The 19,787-nt window shown below is 45.3% G+C and carries 12 protein-coding genes and 1 tRNA gene; 11 read left to right on the plus strand and 2 right to left on the minus strand.

What is annotated here, in order from left to right:
* Positions 1 to 12 precede the first annotated feature (12 nt).
* On the plus strand, positions 13 to 2,493 hold the full coding sequence (locus AC04Q4_RS15300) for a YfhO family protein (RefSeq protein ID WP_476389251.1): 2,481 nt from the start codon (positions 13 to 15) through the stop codon (positions 2,491 to 2,493).
* A gap of 111 nt (positions 2,494 to 2,604) precedes the next feature.
* Here the strand turns inward: AC04Q4_RS15300 and AC04Q4_RS15305 are convergent, their stop codons facing one another.
* Entirely contained in the window at positions 2,605 to 3,858 is a 1,254-nt protein-coding gene (locus AC04Q4_RS15305; protein ID WP_476389252.1) for a D-alanyl-D-alanine carboxypeptidase family protein, read from the minus strand.
* A 160-nt stretch (positions 3,859 to 4,018) separates the two neighbouring features.
* Here AC04Q4_RS15305 and AC04Q4_RS15310 point away from each other — a divergent pair, with 160 nt between their 5' ends.
* The 8 genes from AC04Q4_RS15310 to AC04Q4_RS15345 all read left to right on the plus strand — a co-directional run bounded on the left by AC04Q4_RS15310 (position 4,019) and on the right by AC04Q4_RS15345 (position 14,857).
* The gene (locus tag AC04Q4_RS15310; protein ID WP_178773244.1) at positions 4,019 to 5,878 is read left to right on the plus strand and encodes a glycosyltransferase family 2 protein; all 1,860 of its coding nucleotides are present in this window, start codon (positions 4,019 to 4,021) and stop codon (positions 5,876 to 5,878) included.
* Between the two features lie 4 nt (positions 5,879 to 5,882).
* Complete coding sequence (locus AC04Q4_RS15315) at positions 5,883 to 6,839, plus strand: glycosyltransferase (RefSeq protein ID WP_476389253.1); 957 nt, start codon at positions 5,883 to 5,885, stop codon at positions 6,837 to 6,839.
* Between the two features lie 108 nt (positions 6,840 to 6,947).
* On the plus strand, positions 6,948 to 8,351 hold the full coding sequence (locus tag AC04Q4_RS15320) for an undecaprenyl-phosphate glucose phosphotransferase (RefSeq protein ID WP_173738579.1): 1,404 nt from the start codon (positions 6,948 to 6,950) through the stop codon (positions 8,349 to 8,351).
* Between the two features lie 18 nt (positions 8,352 to 8,369).
* The gene (locus AC04Q4_RS15325) at positions 8,370 to 9,725 is read left to right on the plus strand and encodes an LCP family protein (RefSeq protein WP_173738580.1); all 1,356 of its coding nucleotides are present in this window, start codon (positions 8,370 to 8,372) and stop codon (positions 9,723 to 9,725) included.
* 71 nt (positions 9,726 to 9,796) lie between these two features.
* On the plus strand, positions 9,797 to 10,726 hold the full coding sequence (locus AC04Q4_RS15330; protein WP_173738581.1) for a glycosyltransferase family 2 protein: 930 nt from the start codon (positions 9,797 to 9,799) through the stop codon (positions 10,724 to 10,726).
* 124 nt (positions 10,727 to 10,850) lie between these two features.
* Complete coding sequence (locus tag AC04Q4_RS15335) at positions 10,851 to 12,536, plus strand: S1C family serine protease (protein ID WP_243873891.1); 1,686 nt, start codon at positions 10,851 to 10,853, stop codon at positions 12,534 to 12,536.
* 246 nt (positions 12,537 to 12,782) lie between these two features.
* Entirely contained in the window at positions 12,783 to 14,174 is a 1,392-nt protein-coding gene (gene clpX, locus AC04Q4_RS15340; RefSeq protein WP_173755725.1) for an ATP-dependent Clp protease ATP-binding subunit ClpX, read from the plus strand.
* 50 nt (positions 14,175 to 14,224) lie between these two features.
* Entirely contained in the window at positions 14,225 to 14,857 is a 633-nt protein-coding gene (locus AC04Q4_RS15345) for a zinc ribbon domain-containing protein (RefSeq protein ID WP_173755726.1), read from the plus strand.
* Positions 14,858 to 15,013: 156 nt separating this feature from the next.
* Here AC04Q4_RS15345 and AC04Q4_RS15350 read toward each other — a convergent pair.
* A tRNA-Leu gene (locus AC04Q4_RS15350) sits at positions 15,014 to 15,097 on the minus strand.
* Positions 15,098 to 15,334: 237 nt separating this feature from the next.
* On the opposite strand from AC04Q4_RS15350, the gene AC04Q4_RS15355 reads away from it, so the two are divergent.
* Positions 15,335 to 16,411, plus strand: coding sequence for a carbamoyl phosphate synthase small subunit (locus AC04Q4_RS15355; protein WP_119239138.1), 1,077 nt, complete (start codon positions 15,335 to 15,337; stop codon positions 16,409 to 16,411).
* Entirely contained in the window at positions 16,411 to 19,626 is a 3,216-nt protein-coding gene (carB, locus tag AC04Q4_RS15360) for a carbamoyl-phosphate synthase large subunit (RefSeq protein WP_173755727.1), read from the plus strand. Before AC04Q4_RS15355 ends, carB begins: the two co-directional genes overlap by 1 nt.
* Positions 19,627 to 19,787: the final 161 nt, after the last annotated feature.

Here is a 19,787-nt window from a genome sequence, read left to right on the forward strand (position 1 = left end):
AGGACAGGGCTCATGAAAAAATATATAACAAAAGAATCAAAGACAAGGCTGCTGCTTCTGGCAGCTTTGTTTTTCAGTTGCCTGTTTATTTTCCGTCAGTATCTGTTTGGTGACTCAGTGCTGGTTTTTGACGATGTTGGAGGGGATACCTGGCAGCAGTACACAATGTACTATGCTGATATCGTGAACCATCTCCGTGACGGGAATTTTTCATTCTGGGATTTTACCAATGGAATTGGAACGAATCTTTTTACCATTCTGCAGGCGGACCCGTCTCTGATCCTGATCTGTCTGATAGGAGTAGTTTTAGGACCTGCACATATGCTGTATTATCTGGTTGTTCTGCAGATATTGAAGATCATGGCTGCAGGCTGGATTTTCTACTGGTTCCTCTCAGAGTTTAAGTACAGCAGACAGTCCAGATTTTTGGCCTCTTTTGTCTATGGACTGAACGGATATCTCCTTGTGTGGGGGCAGCATTACCAGTTCGGTATGGTGGTGGTCTATCTGCCCTTGATCCTTCTTTTTGAGGAGAAATTTATCCGCAGGGAAAAGGGACGCGCGCTTTTTCCGGTGACAGTGTTCTTAAGCGGGATCTACAGTGTCTATCTTTCCTATATGACGCTGATCGGTGCCGGATTCTACCTGATCTTCCGGCTTGTGATGGATGCAGAAGATTTTAAGACAGGATTACGCAGGTTTTTCAGCGGCTGTGCCCAGATGGTTCTGGGAATCGGAATGAGTCTTGGAGTATTTCTTCCAATGGCTGCGAATATTATGAATTCGTCCAGAGTTGCACCGGCCAGAGGCGGGCTTGTGGAATTTCTGAAGGAATGTTTTTATCCGTATAAAAAAATATCCTATTATGAGTCACTTCTGATCCGGCCGTTTTCAACGAATTTGCAGAACCTGCAGACTATGGGAAATTCCAGGTATACAGGATATAAGAATTATTATGAGGCACCGGTGCTGTTCTGTTCTACGCTTGCGGTGATCTTTCTTATTCAGTTTCTGCTCCTGTTCTGGAGAAGTGATGCGAAGAGACGGGTAAAAGCTGCAGTTTATACAGCGGCAGTCCTGATTCTGGCCTGCCTGATCTTTCCAGGTGGAGGAATCGTGTTCAATGCGTTTACAACACCGGCCACCAACCGCTATACATACATTCTGATCGCAGTTTTTCTTATGGTATTTGCGTGGATGTGGGATTATCTTAAAGCTGAGGGAAAGATCAGTATTGTCGGACTTGTGATCACGGAGGTGTTGATGATCCGTGCGTACATGGCGGGATATGAGGACAGTATTTTCAGGGAATACAGGATAAATGCAGTGCTTCTTGCAGTGACCGGAAGTGTGATGGTACTCTGCGTTCTGACTCTGGGATTCTGCCGGAAACAGGCTGTACGCAGAGTGATAACCGGATGTTTGATCCTGATGCTGGGAATAAATGTAATCTCAGAAGGCGGGATCACCTACACAGACAGGATCTGCCTGAAAAAAACAGATACACCGGAAGAACAGATGGATGCCCAGACTATGGCATTTAATGAGCGGCAGCAGGCTGAGGATGAGGAGACGGCAGCTGGGGCCATGTTTGCCAGGCCTCAGACTTATTACAGAGAGCTTTACAGTCAGGATGTGCAGGATACGCTGGCTTATTTAAAAGAGGCAGATCCGGAATTCTACAGAGTTGAGAAGGATTATTCGGCAGGAACGATTTCCATGGATTCCCTTGCACAGAATTACAGAGGAATCAGTACCTATAACTCTGTTATGAACGGAAATATAAAAGAATTTGTAAAGACCTGTTATCCGGAATTCTGTTATCTGGACAGGAACCGTTACACATTCTGGCAGATGGCAGATGACAATGTGTTCGGAGCTTTTATGGGAGTTCGTTACCTTATGTCAAAGAATCCGGAACTGGACAGCAGTAAATATGAGCTGATCAGCCGGTTTGGGAAAATTTGTCTCTACCGTAATAAAGAGGAAGGCAGTGTTGCCAGATTTTATGAGAATACGATCTCAGAAGAAAGCCTGAAGAAGCTTTGCCAGAAGGATGTAAGAGAGAAAAACAGGGAGACTCTTCTTGAGAATGCCATAGCTGTGGAAGGTGGAAAAGAAATAGGGGATATCAGTGAGCTTGATGCTGTATCAGAAGCGCAGGAGAATTCAGAGGTAACACTGAATGCGCCGGAAAAAGATTCTCACGTGACAGGAACCGTGGATGCAAAGGCCGATGGATATGTAATGTGCATGATTCCTTACGAAAAGGGCTGGACTGTAACTGTTGACGGTGAGGAGACTGAAATCCTTAAAGGTGATATCGGATTCCTTGCATTTAAAGTTGCAGAAGGGGAGCATCAGATCGAGCTTACCTACCAGGTTCCGGGACTGAGATCCGGAATGATAGCAGGCGGCGTGTGCTGGATTGTGTATCTTGGGCTTGTGGCTTTTACAGGATACAGGAGAAAGAGAAAAACTGCTGTCAGATAGGATGCAGAAGAAGGGCTGAAGATTTTTAAAATATAAAAAGGGGAATGTAAAAAACTCGATTGAGTTTTTCGCATCCCCTTTTTATATTTTGTAGAGTGGCCGCCAATTCAATCAGGATTTAATAACCTTGATCATTTTCAGGAGAAGAAGTACAAGGAGAAGAACGCCGACTCCGCCGATGATAAAATAAGGAACCGGGGAAGCGTTCTGAGAAACTCTGGCTGCTTCCATATTCGTATCGTTCTCCTGGCTATCTGCCGTTGCGGAATCTTCAACAGTGTTTTCGATGACTGCAGTTCCAACCTGTGTGCCGCCAAAAGAATAGGTACGGCTGATCTGTCCGTCTGATTCTGTATCTTCTGTGGTGAGATCATCAGATGTTGCACCGGAAGGAATCATCACCTGTCCGCCGGAAAGAATATGAAAATCTTCCTGGCCCAGATCCAGAAGCTGGAAGTTGCCAAAACCATAATCCATAAGCGTGGTGGCTTCGTTGGCAGTCTGTCCGGTGGCTCCGTTCATAACAACACAAATAAGAGTTGTGCTGTTTCGCTCTGCTGCTGTGACAAGAACGCTTCCGGAAGCTGTTGTTGTACTCTCACGGCCGCCGATACATCCGCTGTAATAAGCAGATGCAGTCTGGTTGGTCAGGGAAAAACTGCTGGTAAGGTTGCGGGCTCCTCCGGAAACATTGGTAGCAGGTATTGTATAAGAGGTCGCACTTGCGATATCACGGAAACCGTCAGTATTAATAGCTGCCTGCATGATCAGTGCAAGATCATGAGCAGTAGTATGCTGGTTATCATCCGGAAGACCGGTCGGATTGGTAAATACCGTGTTGGTACAGCCCAGTTCCTGTGAACGGGAGTTCATCTTCTCCACAAATGCTTCTACAGATCCTCCGATCTGTTCTGCGATCTGAAGTGCGATATCATTGGCAGAGGCCAGCATAATAGCATACAGGCACTGCTCCATGGTAAAAACTTCTCCAAGCTGTGAGGAGATATGTGCACCTCCGTCTGTAACACCGGAAACACCAGTTTCTGTCATTGTCACCTGGTCAGTAAGCTGACTGTTTTCAAGAGCCAGAAGACAGGTCATAATTTTCACTGCACCTGCAGGAGAAAGTGACTGATCCATATCTTTTGCGTAGAGGATGGTATTGGTGGTATCTTCCATAACTACAGCGGCTGCGGATGTGATATCCGGGCCCTGAGGCCACCCGCTTATGGAATTGGTTGTGATCGTGGATGCTGCGGCAGCAGTGACTGCTGTATCTTCGGCAGCATATACAGGTGTCTGGAATATCATGGAAGCAGAAATTCCAAATGCCAGAAGAGCTGCGGTTAATCTTGATTTTTTCATAATGTATGGTACTCCTGTTTAGGTATGATAAAGGTTGCTGTTCACTCTGTGACCAGCAATCATATTCTAAGCAAGTATAACACATTTTCTCTCTTTCTTGCAAAAAAAATGCTACAATGTTAAAATACATCTATCAAATTGAGTAATACGGAGAAAATATATGAGTAAAGATGATTCCACAGGAAAAATTCAATGGGACAGACTTGTAAAAAAGCTTTCACCCTATACAGTACAGAAAGGGCTGAGATATCTGAAGCATTACGGCCTGAAAGAGTTCTGGATCCGTCTTCATGAGAGATTCGAACCCGAGGAAGTTCCATACGGACCGTGGTATGAAGCATATCAGCCAACAGAGGAAGCCCTGGAAAAACAGCGCAGACATAAATTTAAGGACGGCCCGCTTATCAGCATTGTAGTGCCGGCGTATCTGACACCGGAGCGCTTTTTAAGACAGATGTTGGATTCACTTCTTGCACAGACCTATGAGAACTGGGAACTGTGTCTGGCCAACGGAAGCCCGGAAGATAAAGATATGGAAACTGTGCTGAGATCCTATGCAGAGATGGACAGCCGCATCAGGTATCAGGATCTGAAGGAGAATCTTGGCATTGCTGAGAATACCAACGCAGCTTTTGCTATGGCGAAGGGGGATTTCGTGGGACTTCTGGATCACGATGACCTGCTTGCACCAAATGCACTCTATGAGATCGTATCAGCCCTGGAGAAACATCCGGAAGCAGACATTGTGTACACAGATGAGGATAAGGTGACAACAGATCTTACCGAACATTTCCAGCCTCATCTGAAACCGGATTTCAACCTGGATCTTCTTAGATCCAACAATTATATCTGTCATTTTCTGGTGGTAAGACGAAATGTAGTTGAGAAGGCCGGTGGATTCCGCAGGGAATTTGACGGAGCCCAGGATTATGATTTTATCTTCCGCTGTGTGGAACAGGCAAGAGAAGTGATCCATGTGCCGGAAATCCTGTATCACTGGCGTACCCATAAATCTTCCACAGCAGATAACCCGGCAAGTAAGATGTATGCATTCGAAGCAGGAAGACGAGCCATTGAGGGTAATCTTGACAGAACAGGGACGAAGGGAACTGTGGAGCACACTCCGGATTTTGGATTTTACCGCGTGAAATATCCGGTGCAGGGCGAACCACTGGTGTCCATTATCATCCCGAACCGTGAGGAGAAAGAAACACTTAAGGAATGTGTGGAATCCATCTTTTCAAAAACTTCCTATAAGAATTACGAGATCATCATCGTGGAGAACAACAGTAGCTCCGATGAGATCTTCAATTACTACAGACAGCTTTCCGGAGATCCAAAGGTTCATCTGATCCGCTGGAAAAAAGAATTTAACTATTCAGCTATCAATAACTTCGGTGTCCGTAATGCAAAAGGTGATTATCTTCTTTTTCTGAATAATGACGTGAAGATCATTGATCCGGACTGGCTTACAGAAATGCTCGGCGTATGCCAGCGTAAGGAAGTGGGAGCAGTTGGTGCGAAGCTGATTTACCCGGACAATACCATCCAGCATGCAGGCTGTGTTGTTGGTATGGGCGGGATTGCCGGAAATATGTTTGTAAACATGCCGGCAGAGAGAACCGGATATCTTCATAAGGCATCGATCCTGCAGGATATGAGCTGTGTGACAGCTGCATGCATGATGATGAAGAAATCCGTTTTCCTGGAGGCAGGTGGTTTTACCGAGGAACTTGCAGTTGCATTTAATGACGTGGATCTCTGTCTGAAAGTGAGAAGCCACGGCCATCTGATCGTTTACGATCCATATGTGAAACTGTACCATTACGAGTCGAAATCAAGAGGTACGGAAGACAGCGATGAGAAAGTCCGTCGTTTTCAGACGGAGATCGAGTATATGCGCTGTCACTGGCTGGATATCCTCAGGAATGGAGATCCTTACTACAACAAAAATCTTTCCCTTACAAAATGGAATTATTCCCTGAAACCACTTCCGGGAATGGGAAAGAAGAAGGGATGAATCAATGCAGGAAGTTTCGGTAGTTATACCTAACTTTAATGGTATGGCATATCTGGACGGTGTTCTTTCCAGCCTGGAAAGACAGACGATCAGTAATTTTGAAGTAATACTGGTAGATAACGGATCTACAGACGGAAGCTGTGCTTTTGTGGCAGCGGAATATCCCTGGGTGCATATGATCCAGCTTCCGGAGAACTATGGTTTCAGCAGGGCAGTTAATGAAGGGATCCATGCAGCGAGATCTCCTTATGTACTGCTTCTGAACAACGATACAGAGGCGGAAACCGATTTCCTTGAGGAGATGGTGGCGGCTCTTCGAAGACACAGGAAGGCTTTTTCCTGCCAGGCAAAAATGATCCAGCTTCATGACAGAGATAAGATGGATGATGCAGGCAATTATTACTGCGCACTTGGCTGGGCCTATGCCAGAGGAAAAGGCAAGGATATCAGCAATTATGATAAAGAACAGAAGATTTTTTCCACCTGTGCAGGTGCTGCAATATACAGAAAGAAGTATATTGACAGGATCGGCGATTTTGATGAGGAGCATTTTGCATATCTGGAAGATCTGGATATCGGATACCGGGCACGTATCCACGGATATGAGAACTGGTATGCACCAAAAGCAAAAGTTTATCATGTAGGAAGCGGAACAAGCGGTTCCAGATATAACCAGTTCAAGATACGCTATTCCTCCAGAAATAATATTTACCTGATATACAAGAACATGCCGTTCCTTCAGATCATACTGAATCTGCCGTTTTTCATTGTGGGATTCGGGGCAAAAATCCTGTTTTTTACTTCAAAGGGATTCGGCCGTGAGTACCTGGCAGGCATCAAGAACGGCTTCCAGATCAGCCGGAAAAACAAAAAAGTAAGGTTTTCCATGAGGAATCTGCCTCGCTATATCGGGCTCCAGTTTGAACTCTGGATCAACATTTTTAGGCGTTTTGCCGGTTAAAACACCATATTTTTACAGAATTTTTATATTTCACAGGGAAGATTTTGTTGCTTTTGGGTTTCATCTATTATAAGATAAAGGCAATGAACTTAAATGAGGTGGCGGAAATTGATTAAAGATAACCAGAAAAATTTCAGTCGTCTCCATATGCTGATCGATGTATTTGTGGTCGCGGCCTCCTATGCACTGGCATGGCTGATTCGTTTCCAGGGAATTTTTGAGCATTCCGCGGTACAGTCCAAGACTGTTCAGGAATATATGTTTATGCTGATATTCATTATTCCGGGCTATCTGCTTCTGTATCAGGCTTTTGACCTCTATACACCGATGCGGATGCAGGGGCGTCGTCTCGTGCTCGCCGGAATTGTGAAGGCGAATGCGTTAGGGCTCCTTATTATCATGTTTGCGCTTTATAATTTTAAAGAGCTGGATTATTCCCGTCTTACACTGGTTTCTTTCTGCTTTATCAACATTGTCCTTGAGTGGGGCGTGCGTATGTTTATTTTTTATATTCTGAGAGACATGCGAAAGAAAGGAATGAACCAGAAACAGGTGCTGCTGGTTGGATACAGCCGTGCTGCTGAGGAATATGTAGACAGGATCCTGCAGAATCCGCAATGGGGATACGTGATCAGGGGAATACTGGATGATAATGTACCGGCAGGTACGACCTACAAGGGAATCAAGGTGATCGGAAGGATTGCCAACCTTATGATCATCCTCCCGTCCAGTCGGCTGGATGAGATAGCTATTACCCTGGGATTAAGTGAGTATTATCGTCTGGAAGAGATCGTTAGCTTATGCGAAAAGTCAGGAGTGCATACGAAATTTATTCCGGATTATAATAATATTATTCCGACCAAACCATATACAGAAGACATTCTCGGGCTTCCGGTGATCAATATCCGGTATGTGCCCTTAAGCAACACGTTTAATGCAATGATCAAGAGGGCGATGGATATTGTAGGCGCGATCGTGGCTATTATCGTTTCGTCTCCGGTTATGCTGATCCTGTGCATTCTGATCAAGCTGACCTCACCGGGACCGCTGATCTACAAACAGGAACGTGTAGGGCTTCATAATCAGACTTTCAGGATGTACAAGTTCCGTTCCATGGAGATCCAGAAGGAATCTGAAGAGAAGAAAGCATGGACTGTCAAGAACGATCCAAGAGTTACAGGGATCGGCAAGCTGATGCGGCATACCAGTCTTGATGAGCTTCCGCAGCTTTTTAATATCCTGAAAGGCGAGATGAGCCTTGTAGGACCGAGACCGGAGAGACCGTTTTTTGTAGAGAAGTTTCGGGAGGAAATACCGCGATATATGGTCAAGCATCAGGTTCGTCCGGGACTTACCGGATGGGCACAGGTCAATGGTTACCGCGGAGATACTTCTATAAGAAAGAGGATAGAATGTGATCTTTATTACATTGAGAACTGGTCAGTAGGATTTGATATAAAGATCATGTTTCTTACCATATTCAAGGGCTTTATCAACAAGAATGCATACTAAAAAGGGGAAAAGAAAAAGATGTCAAAACCTCGGAAAAAGAGCAAAAAAGTTCTGTTCGTCCTGGAAATAATCGTACTGCTTTTGTTTATCGGAGGATTGTACGTATATGGACAGATCTCAGCCAAGCTGGATAAGATCGATATTAAGGAGACAGATCTTGCAGAGCAGGATATCGTAACCAATGATCAGGCACCGCAGATGACAGGATATACCACATATGCACTGTTCGGTCTGGATCACAGAAGCAAGAATGAGAAGCTGAACACAGAGAACAGTGATACTATCATCATTGCAAGCATCAATAATGACACGAAGGCTGTCAAGCTGGTGTCCGTTTACCGAGATACTCTTCTCAATGTAAAAGATGATACCTACTCCAAGGCCAACGCTGCATATGCACTGGGCGGACCTACACAGGCAGTTTCCATGCTGAATACCAACCTTGACCTGAATATCACAGATTATGTTGCCATTGATTTCGATGCACTTGTAACTGTGGTAGACTGTCTTGGAGGGCTGGATATCCCACTTTCCTATGCGGAGATCGTCCACATGAACAATTACTGTGTGGAAACTTCCGAGGAGACAGGCAAGAGCTATACACCTGTGGAACTTCCGGATCCGAAACCGGAAGATGAGGAAGCGACTGTGGGCACTTATCACCTGAATGGCGTACAGGCTACCTCCTACTGCCGTATACGTTATACTGCAAGTCTGGATATGGGACGTACTGAGAGACAGAGAAGAGTGATCCAGATGATCGTGGACAAGGCAAAGAAAGCAGGTCTTTCAACTATCTTTGATATTATGGATCAGGTATTCCCGATGGTCACAACTTCTGTTTCCAAGACTGAGATCCTGAAGATGATCCCGACAGTGATCGGCTACAGCATTGATGAGACTACCGGATTCCCGTTAGACTATAAATTTGCAACAGTTAAGGGAAGTGTTATCGTACCGGCCACTCTGGAATCTAATGTGTTGAAAGTGCATCAGTTCCTGTATGGAAATACTAATTATTCACCAACACAGGATGTTCTGAATAAGAGTGCACAGATCATAAATATTGCCGGCGGTGGTGATGCGGTACAGGATACTGCACCTGCGGTAACAGATATTCCAAATGATACTACAGATGATTCCTATTCCTGGCAGGGAGATACTTCTGTGGATTATTCATCCGGTACTGATACGGATTATAGTAATGATATCGATTATTCCGGCGGTACAGACTACAGCGGTGGTACAGATTACAGTGCCGATGATTCTGATGATGGATATGACACGGATTATTCCAACAATGGCGCAGATGAGGACTATTCCGGAGAAAATGATTATGCCGTTGATGAGGAGAGCCTCACAGACGGCGAATAAACTAAATAAATAATCAATAAGCAGAGAGGACCATCCAGCATCGGGTGGTCCTTTCTGGATAGGAGAAAAATATGAGTACAGTTAAAATCGATGTGATTATTCCGGCTTACCGTCCGGGAGAAGAATTCGAAAAGCTTCTGGAACGTCTCAGTGCACAGAAATATCCTATTAACAGGATCATTGTTATGAATACGGAGAAAAAGTTCTGGAAAAAACAGTGGGAGATCGATTATCCGCTGGTAGAGGTTCATCATCTTATGAAAGAGGAATTCGATCATGGAGCAACCAGGAGAAAGGCAGCAGAGCTTTCAGATGCAGAAATCCTTGTGTTTATGACTCAGGATGCACTTCCGGCTGACCGTGAACTGATCGGGAATCTGGTATCAGCCATTGTGGATCATGAGAATGCAGGTGCTGCTTATGCAAGACAGCTTCCAAAAGAGGACTGCCGCTTCCTGGAAAAATATACCCGTTCCTTTAATTATCCGGCTCAGTCCTGCATAAAAACAGAAAAAGACGTACAGACCAGGGGAATCAAAACTTATTTCTGTTCTAATGTATGTGCAGCTTATGACCACAGGATCTATGACGAACTGGGTGGCTTCCCGGAGAGAGCTATTTTTAATGAAGATATGATCTATGCGGGGTGGATGGTAAAAAAAGGCTATGCGGTTGTCTATGCAGCAGATGCAAAAGTATATCATTCCCACAACTATTCCTGCGCGCAGCAGTTCCACAGGAATTTTGATCTGGGCGTTTCCCAGGCAGAGCATCCGGAGGTTTTTGAAGGTGTTCCATCTGAGGGAGAAGGAATCCGTCTGGTAAAAAAAAGCATGGCTTATCTTGTACGTACAGGCCACATCTGGCTGATCCCGGGCCTGTTTTTTCAGAGTGCTTCCAAATACGCAGGATATTTTCTGGGAAAAAGATATCAGAAGCTTCCGGAGAAGCTGATTCTGTCCTGTACCATGAGTCCATATTACTGGAAAAAACACCGGTAATGGCAGAGATGTGGAGGATCACTGTTTTTTTAAGGATATATCACAGTTTGAACACAATTCCCTGTTAAACTGGGATTCATAAAGAAGATACGAGACGAAAAAACAAGAAAGGAGCACCAGAATCATGAGTGAAGAAAACAAATGGGGACAGGATCCACAGGATACGGGCCGAACTGTTCTGACAGAAGAGAATGCTCTGGATACCAATGGAAATGCAGATACCGGCAGTGCAGCAGAAACTGGCACTGATAATATAGATAACAAACCGCTGGCACATCCATATTCGGCAGGACGGAGGATACAGGAAAATCAGAGAAAAAGTACAGACAGTTCTGACACAGCCGTAAACAATGAGAATGGAATGGATACACCGAAATATGCACATTATCAGGTACATCAGCCCCAGGCGGGCAACTATGCAGGAGGAAGCATTCCACCGAAGAAACCACGGAAAACCAGGACATCCAATGGAAATGGAAATGGCGGCTTCGGCAGAAAAGCAGCTACAGCAGTTTCCCTTGCAGTGATTTTCGGACTGGTGGCAGGTGTTGTTTTCCAGGGTGTAAATATGGCAGCAGATAAGCTTGGCGTTAATAGTAACAGCAGCAGTACGCAGGTTGAAAAGACCCAGACACTTACAGAAACAGAGGACAGTACAGACAGCAGTTCTTCTGATTCTGCTGTAAAGAACATTGTGGCAGAGAGCGGAACAGTAGCAGGAGTTGCACAGGCGACTATGTCATCGATCGTAGCTATCACATCTGTCAGTGTTCAGGAAATCCCGAGCTTTTTCGGATATGGAACACGTCAGTATCAGAGTGCTGGAAGTGGTTCCGGAATCATTGTAGGTGAAAATGATGATGAGCTTCTGATTGCTACCAACAATCATGTCGTATCCGGTGCGACTACACTTACAGTATGTTTTGCGGGAAGCGATGTAGTTGGTGCGGAAGAAGAGACACAGGCTATGGCCAGCAGCAGTGACAGCAGTTTTTCAGGAAACACAGGCTCCGAAGGTGATGCAGATGTGGAGAATGCAGTTTCTGCCAAAATCAAAGGGACAGATGAAGAGAATGACCTTGCGGTGATCGCAGTTGAGAAATCCGATATCCCGGAAGAAACAATGAAGGAGATTAAGATCGCGCAGCTTGGAAGCTCTGATGATCTTGTAGTTGGTGAGCAGGTTGTTGCCATTGGTAATGCACTTGGCTATGGTCAATCTGTTACTTCAGGCTGGGTAAGTGCCCTGAACAGAGATATCAGCACAGAGGACAGCGAAGCAAGCGGGCTGATCCAGACAGATGCTGCCATTAATCCCGGCAACAGCGGTGGTGCGCTTCTGAACATGAAGGGTGAAGTGATCGGAATCAACGCTGCCAAGTATGCAGACAGCCAGGTAGAGGGAATGGGATATGCGATCCCGATCTCCAAGGCAGAGCCGATCCTGGAGGAACTGATGAACCGTGAGACACGTGATAAGGTGGAAGATTCCTCAAAAGTCGGCTACATGGGAATCAAGGCTGCGGATCTTACTACAGAAGCGATCCAGATGTACAATATGCCTGCAGGAGCTTTCCTTACAGAAGTAACAGAAGGTGGCGCAGCAGACAAGGCCGGAATCAAAAAAGGTGACATTATCGTGAAACTGGACGGTCAGAAAGTAAGTGGCAAGGATGATCTTGTTTCCAAGCTGCAGTATTATGAGTCTGGCGAGACTATCGAAGTGGTGATCGCAAGAGCAGACAGCGGAGAATACAAAGAGCAGACTGTAGAAGTTACTCTTGGAAGCAAGCCGGCTTCTGATAATTAAGGCTTGCGGATCAGTTAAAAATAATATAAAGGGAAATATCAGAGATGGGGAGCTGCAGAGTGATTATGTGGCTCTCCATTTTTTTATAAAAACTTAATCTGAACCCAAATCATGAATGCTTTTATATATAGAAATTATGTGTTATAATGTGCAGTATGATACTTGGGCTGGAGCATATAGAAGAGCGGAATATGAAGTACCGTCATGCTCTGTATCCCGCGCTACAAAACCAGAAAGGGAAACATTATGGCAGATCAGTTTGATAACAACAAAGACAATGACCAGGAGCAGAAATACGAGAAATTCTGCTTTTTATGCCGCAGGCCGGAGAGCCAGGCAGGGAAGATGATCGATCTTCCCAATAATATACATATCTGTGCAGACTGCATGCAGAAGAGTTTTGATACCATGAATACTCAGATGAGCAATGGAAATATGAATTACTCAGATCTTTTTAACATGCCGAATGTAAGCATGATCGATCTGAGCAGCCTTCAGAATCCGGGAAATCAGGCGAAGAAGATCAAAAAGAAATCCGAGACTCCGAAGCCGGTGATCAATCTGAAAGACATTCCGGCACCACATAAGATCAAAGCTACACTGGATGAATATGTGATCGGCCAGGAATATGCCAAGAAGGTAATGTCTGTAGCTGTATATAATCATTATAAGAGAGTAGCAACAGATACCATGGACGATATTGAGATCGAGAAATCCAATATGCTTATGATCGGACCGACTGGCTGCGGTAAGACATATCTGGTGAAGATGCTTGCGAAACTTCTCCAGGTACCGCTTGCTATTGCAGATGCTACATCCCTGACAGAGGCAGGATATATCGGTGATGATATTGAGAGTGTTGTTTCCAAGCTTCTTGCTGCAGCAGACAATGATGTGGAGAAAGCAGAGCATGGGATCATCTTCATCGATGAGATCGACAAGATCGCCAAGAAGAAGAACACCAACCAGAGAGATGTAAGTGGAGAGGCTGTTCAGCAGGGACTTCTGAAACTTCTGGAGGGAAGCGAAGTTGAGGTTCCGGTAGGTGCAACCAGCAAGAATGCTATGGTACCTATGGTGACAGTCAATACAAGAAATATTCTGTTTATCTGCGGAGGAGCGTTCCCGGATCTTGAGAATATCATCAAGGAGAGACTGAACAAGCAGGCATCTATCGGATTTTATGCTGATCTGAAGGATAAATACGATAATGATCCTCATGTGCTGGAGAAGGTAACAGTAGATGATCTCCGCGCTTTCGGAATGATCCCGGAGTTTATCGGCCGACTTCCGATTATCTTTACACTGAACGGACTTACTGAGGATATGCTTGTAAAAATTCTCAAAGAGCCTAAGAATGCGATCCTGAAACAGTATCAGAAACTTCTGGCACTTGACGAGGTGAAACTGGAATTCGAGGATGGTGCACTGCATGCCATTGCACGTAAGGCAATGGAGCGTCATACAGGAGCCAGAGCACTCCGGGCTATCCTTGAGGAGTATATGCTGGATATCATGTATGAGATCCCGAAGGATGTCAATATCGGTGAGGTTGTGATCACAGAAGGATATATCCAGGGGAACGGCGGTCCTAAGATCCTGATGAGAGGCCAGGAAGTTCCGGCACTGGAAGGATAAGAGAATTTTTGTTTCTGTTATAAAGCATATAGAAAAGGAGCGTGGCAATTATGGCAAAAAGTTTCTGGGATGATTTGGGAAATACACTGACACGTAAGGCGAAAGGATTCAGCACAAAGGCTGAGAATCTTTATGAGATCCAGAAGATTCGCAACAAGCTTTCTGCACAGGAGCGTATGACAGAGAAGCTGATGATGGATATCGGAAGAATGATCTATGCACGTTATGAGCGTGGTGAAGCTGTTGACGGAGAAGTAGGTGCTATTTGTGAGGAAATCAGCCAGCATATACTGGAAGCCGATCACTACAGAGATGCTATTGCGGCCAGTAAGGGAGAAAAATTCTGTCCGGCTTGCCATAAGGCCGTGATGCGTGAGGCAAGCTTCTGCCCGTACTGTGGTGCGGCATGTCCGACCCCGGAGCCGGAGATCGAGGAGAAGAATTCAGAAGTGATCGAAGTCGCAGATGAGGAGCTTGAGAACGCAGCTGAGGCTGAGGTGACAGATGATACTGAGAACTGTGCGCCGGCAGATGGAACAGAAGATGCTGTGGATAAAGAAACAGACGAAGAGATAGTAGAAAAAGCCACTGCAGAAGATGTGGCTAAAGCAGAAACAATAGAAGCAGAGGAGAAAATTTCTGAAACAGTAGAAGCAGAAGCATCTGAGCTGAAAAAAGAATAAAAAGCAGCAGATATATAAGACAGGGCTTTCCGTTTAATGGAGAGCCCTGTCTTATATGGAAGAAAAAGATTATGATCTGAAATATAAATAAAAAAACAGAAGTGCTGATTGGCCAGTCACTTCTGTTTTTTTGATTTTGGATAAAATAAAAAAGAATGCAGGAAATGGGACTTGAACCCACACGATCTTGCGACCACAGGCACCTGAAGCCTGCGCGTCTGCCAATTCCGCCATTCCTGCATTTTTTCAACCGGCTTGCTTCGCTTTGTTTGCTCCGCTCGTCGACTGCTCACTTATAATAACTCAGGAATTGGATAATGTCAATAGAAAAATTCAAAAAAATTGAAAAAATTCAAAAAAAATATTTTGAGTTAGTTTTAAACATTTTTTTGGCGTATGGTGTTGAAAAATGCCGCTTCCTGTGATACAATCTTGAAGATTTAGGATAAAATAAGAGAACAAAGAAAGGGAGATTGTATGAAAGCATTTCTGATATTGGAAGATGGCCATGTATTTACAGGAACCAGCATTGGTTCTGCAAGGGAAGTCATCAGTGAAATTGTCTTTAACACTTCCATGACCGGTTATCTGGAAGTAATGACAGATCCTTCTTACGCAGGACAGGCGGTGTGTATGACATATCCGCTGATCGGAAACTACGGAATCTGTTATGATGACCAGGAATCAAGGAAGCCGTGGATTGACGGATTTATTGTACGCGAATTATCACGAGTTCCCAGCAACTTCAGAAGCGTAGACACTATTCAGCATTTTCTGAGCAAAAACGACATTCCGGGAATCGCAGGAATTGATACCAGAGCACTGACTAAGATCCTTCGTGAGAAGGGAACCATGAACGGAATGATCACAGTTGATGAGAACTATGACCTGGATACAATCATCCCCAGATTGAAAGCATATACAACAGGAAAAGTGGTAGAGAAGGTTTCCTGCCACGAGAAGGAAGTGCTTAAGGGGAACGGACCGAAGGTTGCCCTTCTTGATCTGGGCGCCAAGAAAAACATTGCACGCTCACTGAATGAGAGAGGATGCCAGGTTACTGTTTACCCGGCTCTGACATCCGCAGAAGAGATCCTCGGTGACAATCCGGACGGCATCATGCTCAGCAACGGCCCTGGAGATCCGAAGGAATGTACTTCTATTATTAAAGAGATCAAAAAACTCTACGACTCTGATGTACCGATCTTTGCCATCTGCCTTGGACATCAGCTGATGGCTCTTGCAACAGGCGGAGACACCCATAAGATGAAATACGGTCACAGAGGCGGCAACCACCCGGTTAAAGACCTGGAGACAGGAAGAGTTTATATTTCTTCTCAGAACCATGGCTACGTTGTAGACGCAGAAGGCCTTGAGGAGAAAAATATCGCACATCCTGCATTTGTAAACGTCAACGACGGAACAAACGAAGGTATGGCATACAATGGAAAGAACATCTTTACTGTACAGTTCCATCCGGAAGCATGCCCGGGACCACAGGATTCCAGTTACCTGTTTGACAGATTCATGAAGATGATGGGAGGAGAGAAATAATGCCAAGGAATAAGGACATAAAAAAAGTACTTGTAATCGGCTCAGGTCCGATCATAATCGGCCAGGCAGCAGAGTTTGACTATGCAGGAACCCAGGCATGCCGCTCCCTTAAGGAAGAGGGCATGGAGGTTGTACTTTTAAACTCCAATCCTGCTACCATCATGACAGATAAAGACATTGCAGACAGAGTTTACATTGAGCCTCTGACTGTTGAGGTCGTAGAGCAGCTCATCATTAAAGAGAAACCGGACAGCGTACTTCCTACACTGGGCGGCCAGGCAGGACTGAACCTTGCCATGGAGCTTGAGGAGAAGGGCTTCCTGAAAGAGCATAATGTACGCCTTATCGGTACTACAGCAGCAACGATCCGTAAAGCTGAGGACCGTCAGGAATTCAAGGACACCATGGAAAAAATCGGCGAGCCGGTTGCAGCATCCAAGGTCGTTACAACTGTAGAAGACGGTGTTGAGTTTACCCAGACTATCGGATATCCGGTTGTTCTCCGTCCTGCATACACACTTGGCGGAAGTGGCGGCGGTATCGCACACAATGAGCTGGAGCTTCGTGAGATCCTTGAGAATGGTCTCCGTCTTTCCCGTGTAGGTGAGGTTCTTGTAGAAAGATGTATCGCCGGATGGAAAGAAATCGAGTATGAGGTAATGCGAGACAGTGCAGGAAACTGCATCACAGTCTGCAATATGGAGAATATTGACCCTGTTGGTGTCCACACCGGTGACTCCATCGTAGTTGCTCCTTCCCAGACACTTGGAGATAAAGAGTATCAGATGCTTCGTACATCTGCTCTTAATATCATCACAGAGCTTGGCATCACAGGTGGATGTAACGTACAGTACGCTCTTCATCCGGAGAGCTTTGAGTACTGTGTAATCGAGGTTAACCCTCGTGTAAGCCGTTCTTCTGCACTTGCAAGTAAGGCTACCGGTTATCCGATCGCTAAGGTTGCAGCCAAGATCGCACTTGGATACACACTGGATGAGATTCCGAACGCCATCACTGGCAAAACATACGCAAGCTTTGAGCCGATGCTGGATTACTGTGTTGTTAAGATTCCGCGTCTGCCATTTGATAAATTCATCACAGCGAAACGTACACTGACAACACAGATGAAAGCTACAGGAGAGGTTATGAGCATCTGCCATAATTTTGAGGGTGCCTTAATGAAAGCCATCCGTTCCCTGGAGCAGCACGTTGACAGCCTGATGTCCTATGATTTCTCACAGCTTTCTGATGAGGAGCTGCTGGACGAGCTGAATATTGTAGATGACCGCCGTATCTGGAAGATCGCAGAAGCCCTCCGCAGAAATATTTCCCAGGAGAAGCTTCACGATATCACAAAGATCGATATCTGGTTCATCGATAAGCTGGCTATCCTTGTTGAGATGGAGCAGTCTCTTAAGACTCAGAAGCTGGATAAAGAGCTTCTTCTGGAAGCAAAGCGTCTGGAGTTCCCGGACTACATCATTGCAGACCTGACAGGAAAAACAGAGGCTGAGATCAAAGATCTTCGTAAAGAGTACGGAATCCGTGCAGCATACAAGATGGTAGATACCTGTGCAGCAGAGTTTGCAGCAGAGACACCATACTACTACTCTGTATACGGTGATGAGCAGACGGAGAACGAAGCAGTTGAGACAAAAGATAAGAAAAAGATCCTGGTACTTGGTTCCGGCCCGATCCGTATCGGTCAGGGTATCGAGTTCGACTTCTGCTCTGTACACTGTACATGGGCATTTGCAGAAGAAGGATATGAGACTATCATCATCAACAACAACCCGGAGACAGTAAGTACAGACTTTGATATTGCAGATAAGCTGTATTTCGAGCCACTGACACCGGAAGATGTTGAGAATGTTGTAAATATCGAGAAGCCGGACGGAGCGGTTGTTCAGTTCGGCGGACAGACAGCCATCAAGCTTACAGAGGCACTGATCAAGATGGGCGTTAAGATCCTTGGAACATCTGCTGAGAACGTAGATGCTGCAGAGGACAGAGAACTCTTTGATGCCATTCTTGAGAAATGCCAGATCCCGAGACCGAAGGGGCACACCGTATTCACAGCAGAAGAGGCTAAAAAAGCTGCCAATGAGCTGGGATATCCGGTACTTGTCCGCCCGTCCTATGTACTTGGAGGTCAGGGAATGCGTATTGCTGTCAGCGATGAGGATGTGGAGGAGTATATCGGAATCATCAACCAGATCGCACAGGAGCATCCGATTCTTGTTGACAAGTACCTGATGGGTAAAGAGATTGAGGTCGATGCAGTATGCGATGGTGAGGACATCCTGATCCCTGGAATCATGGAGCACATTGAGCGCGCAGGTATCCACTCCGGAGACAGTATTTCCGTATATCCGGCACAGACTATCAGCCAGAAGGCAAAAGAAACAATCGCCGAGTACACACGCCGTCTTGCACAGGCACTTCATGTAATCGGTATGATCAATATCCAGTTCATCGTTGTAGGTGAGGATGTATATGTAATCGAGGTTAATCCACGTTCCAGCCGTACAGTACCGTACATCAGCAAGGTAACAGGAATCCCGATCGTTCCGCTTGCAACAAGAGTGATCCTTGGCCGCAAGATCAAAGAGCTGGGCTACACACCGGGACTTCAGAAAGAAGCAGAGTACTTTGCAATCAAGATGCCTGTATTCTCTTTCGAGAAGATCAGAGGCGCAGATATCAGCCTCGGACCTGAGATGAAATCCACAGGTGAGTGTCTTGGTATCGCAAAGACCTTCAACGAGGCTCTTTACAAGGCATTTATCGGAGCAGGAATCCGTCTTCCGAAGCATAAACAGATGATCATTACTGTTAAGGATGAAGATAAAGAAGATATTATCCCGATCGCAAGAAGATTCGAGGCTCAGGGATATCGTATCTTTGCAACAAGAGGTACAGCACATGTCCTTACTGAGAATGGAATCAAGGTAACACGTACTAACAAACTGGAGCAGCCGTCTCCGAACCTTATGGATTTGATCCTTGGTCACAAGATCGATGTTGTTATCGATACACCGCCGCAGGGTGTTGAGCATCAGAAGGATGGTTTCGTGATCCGTCGAAATGCGATTGAGACAGGTGTCAATGTACTGACAAGTCTTGATACTGCAGAGGCACTTGTTACCAGTCTTGAGAATACAGACCTGAATCATTTGACTCTGGTAGATATTGCGACCATCGATAATCGGTAATTAATGCAAAATATAAAAACTGTGTAAATTTTGCGAAATAAAAGATTCGAAAGTTTACGAATCACCAAATATGTAATATACTGATAAGGACGGGGCCGCCGTTTATACATCGGCTCGGTCCTTATCTTATTATGAACGTAAATTATGAAAAGAATACGTTC

The sequence above is a fragment of the Blautia sp. HA8986 genome, assembly GCF_056504635.1.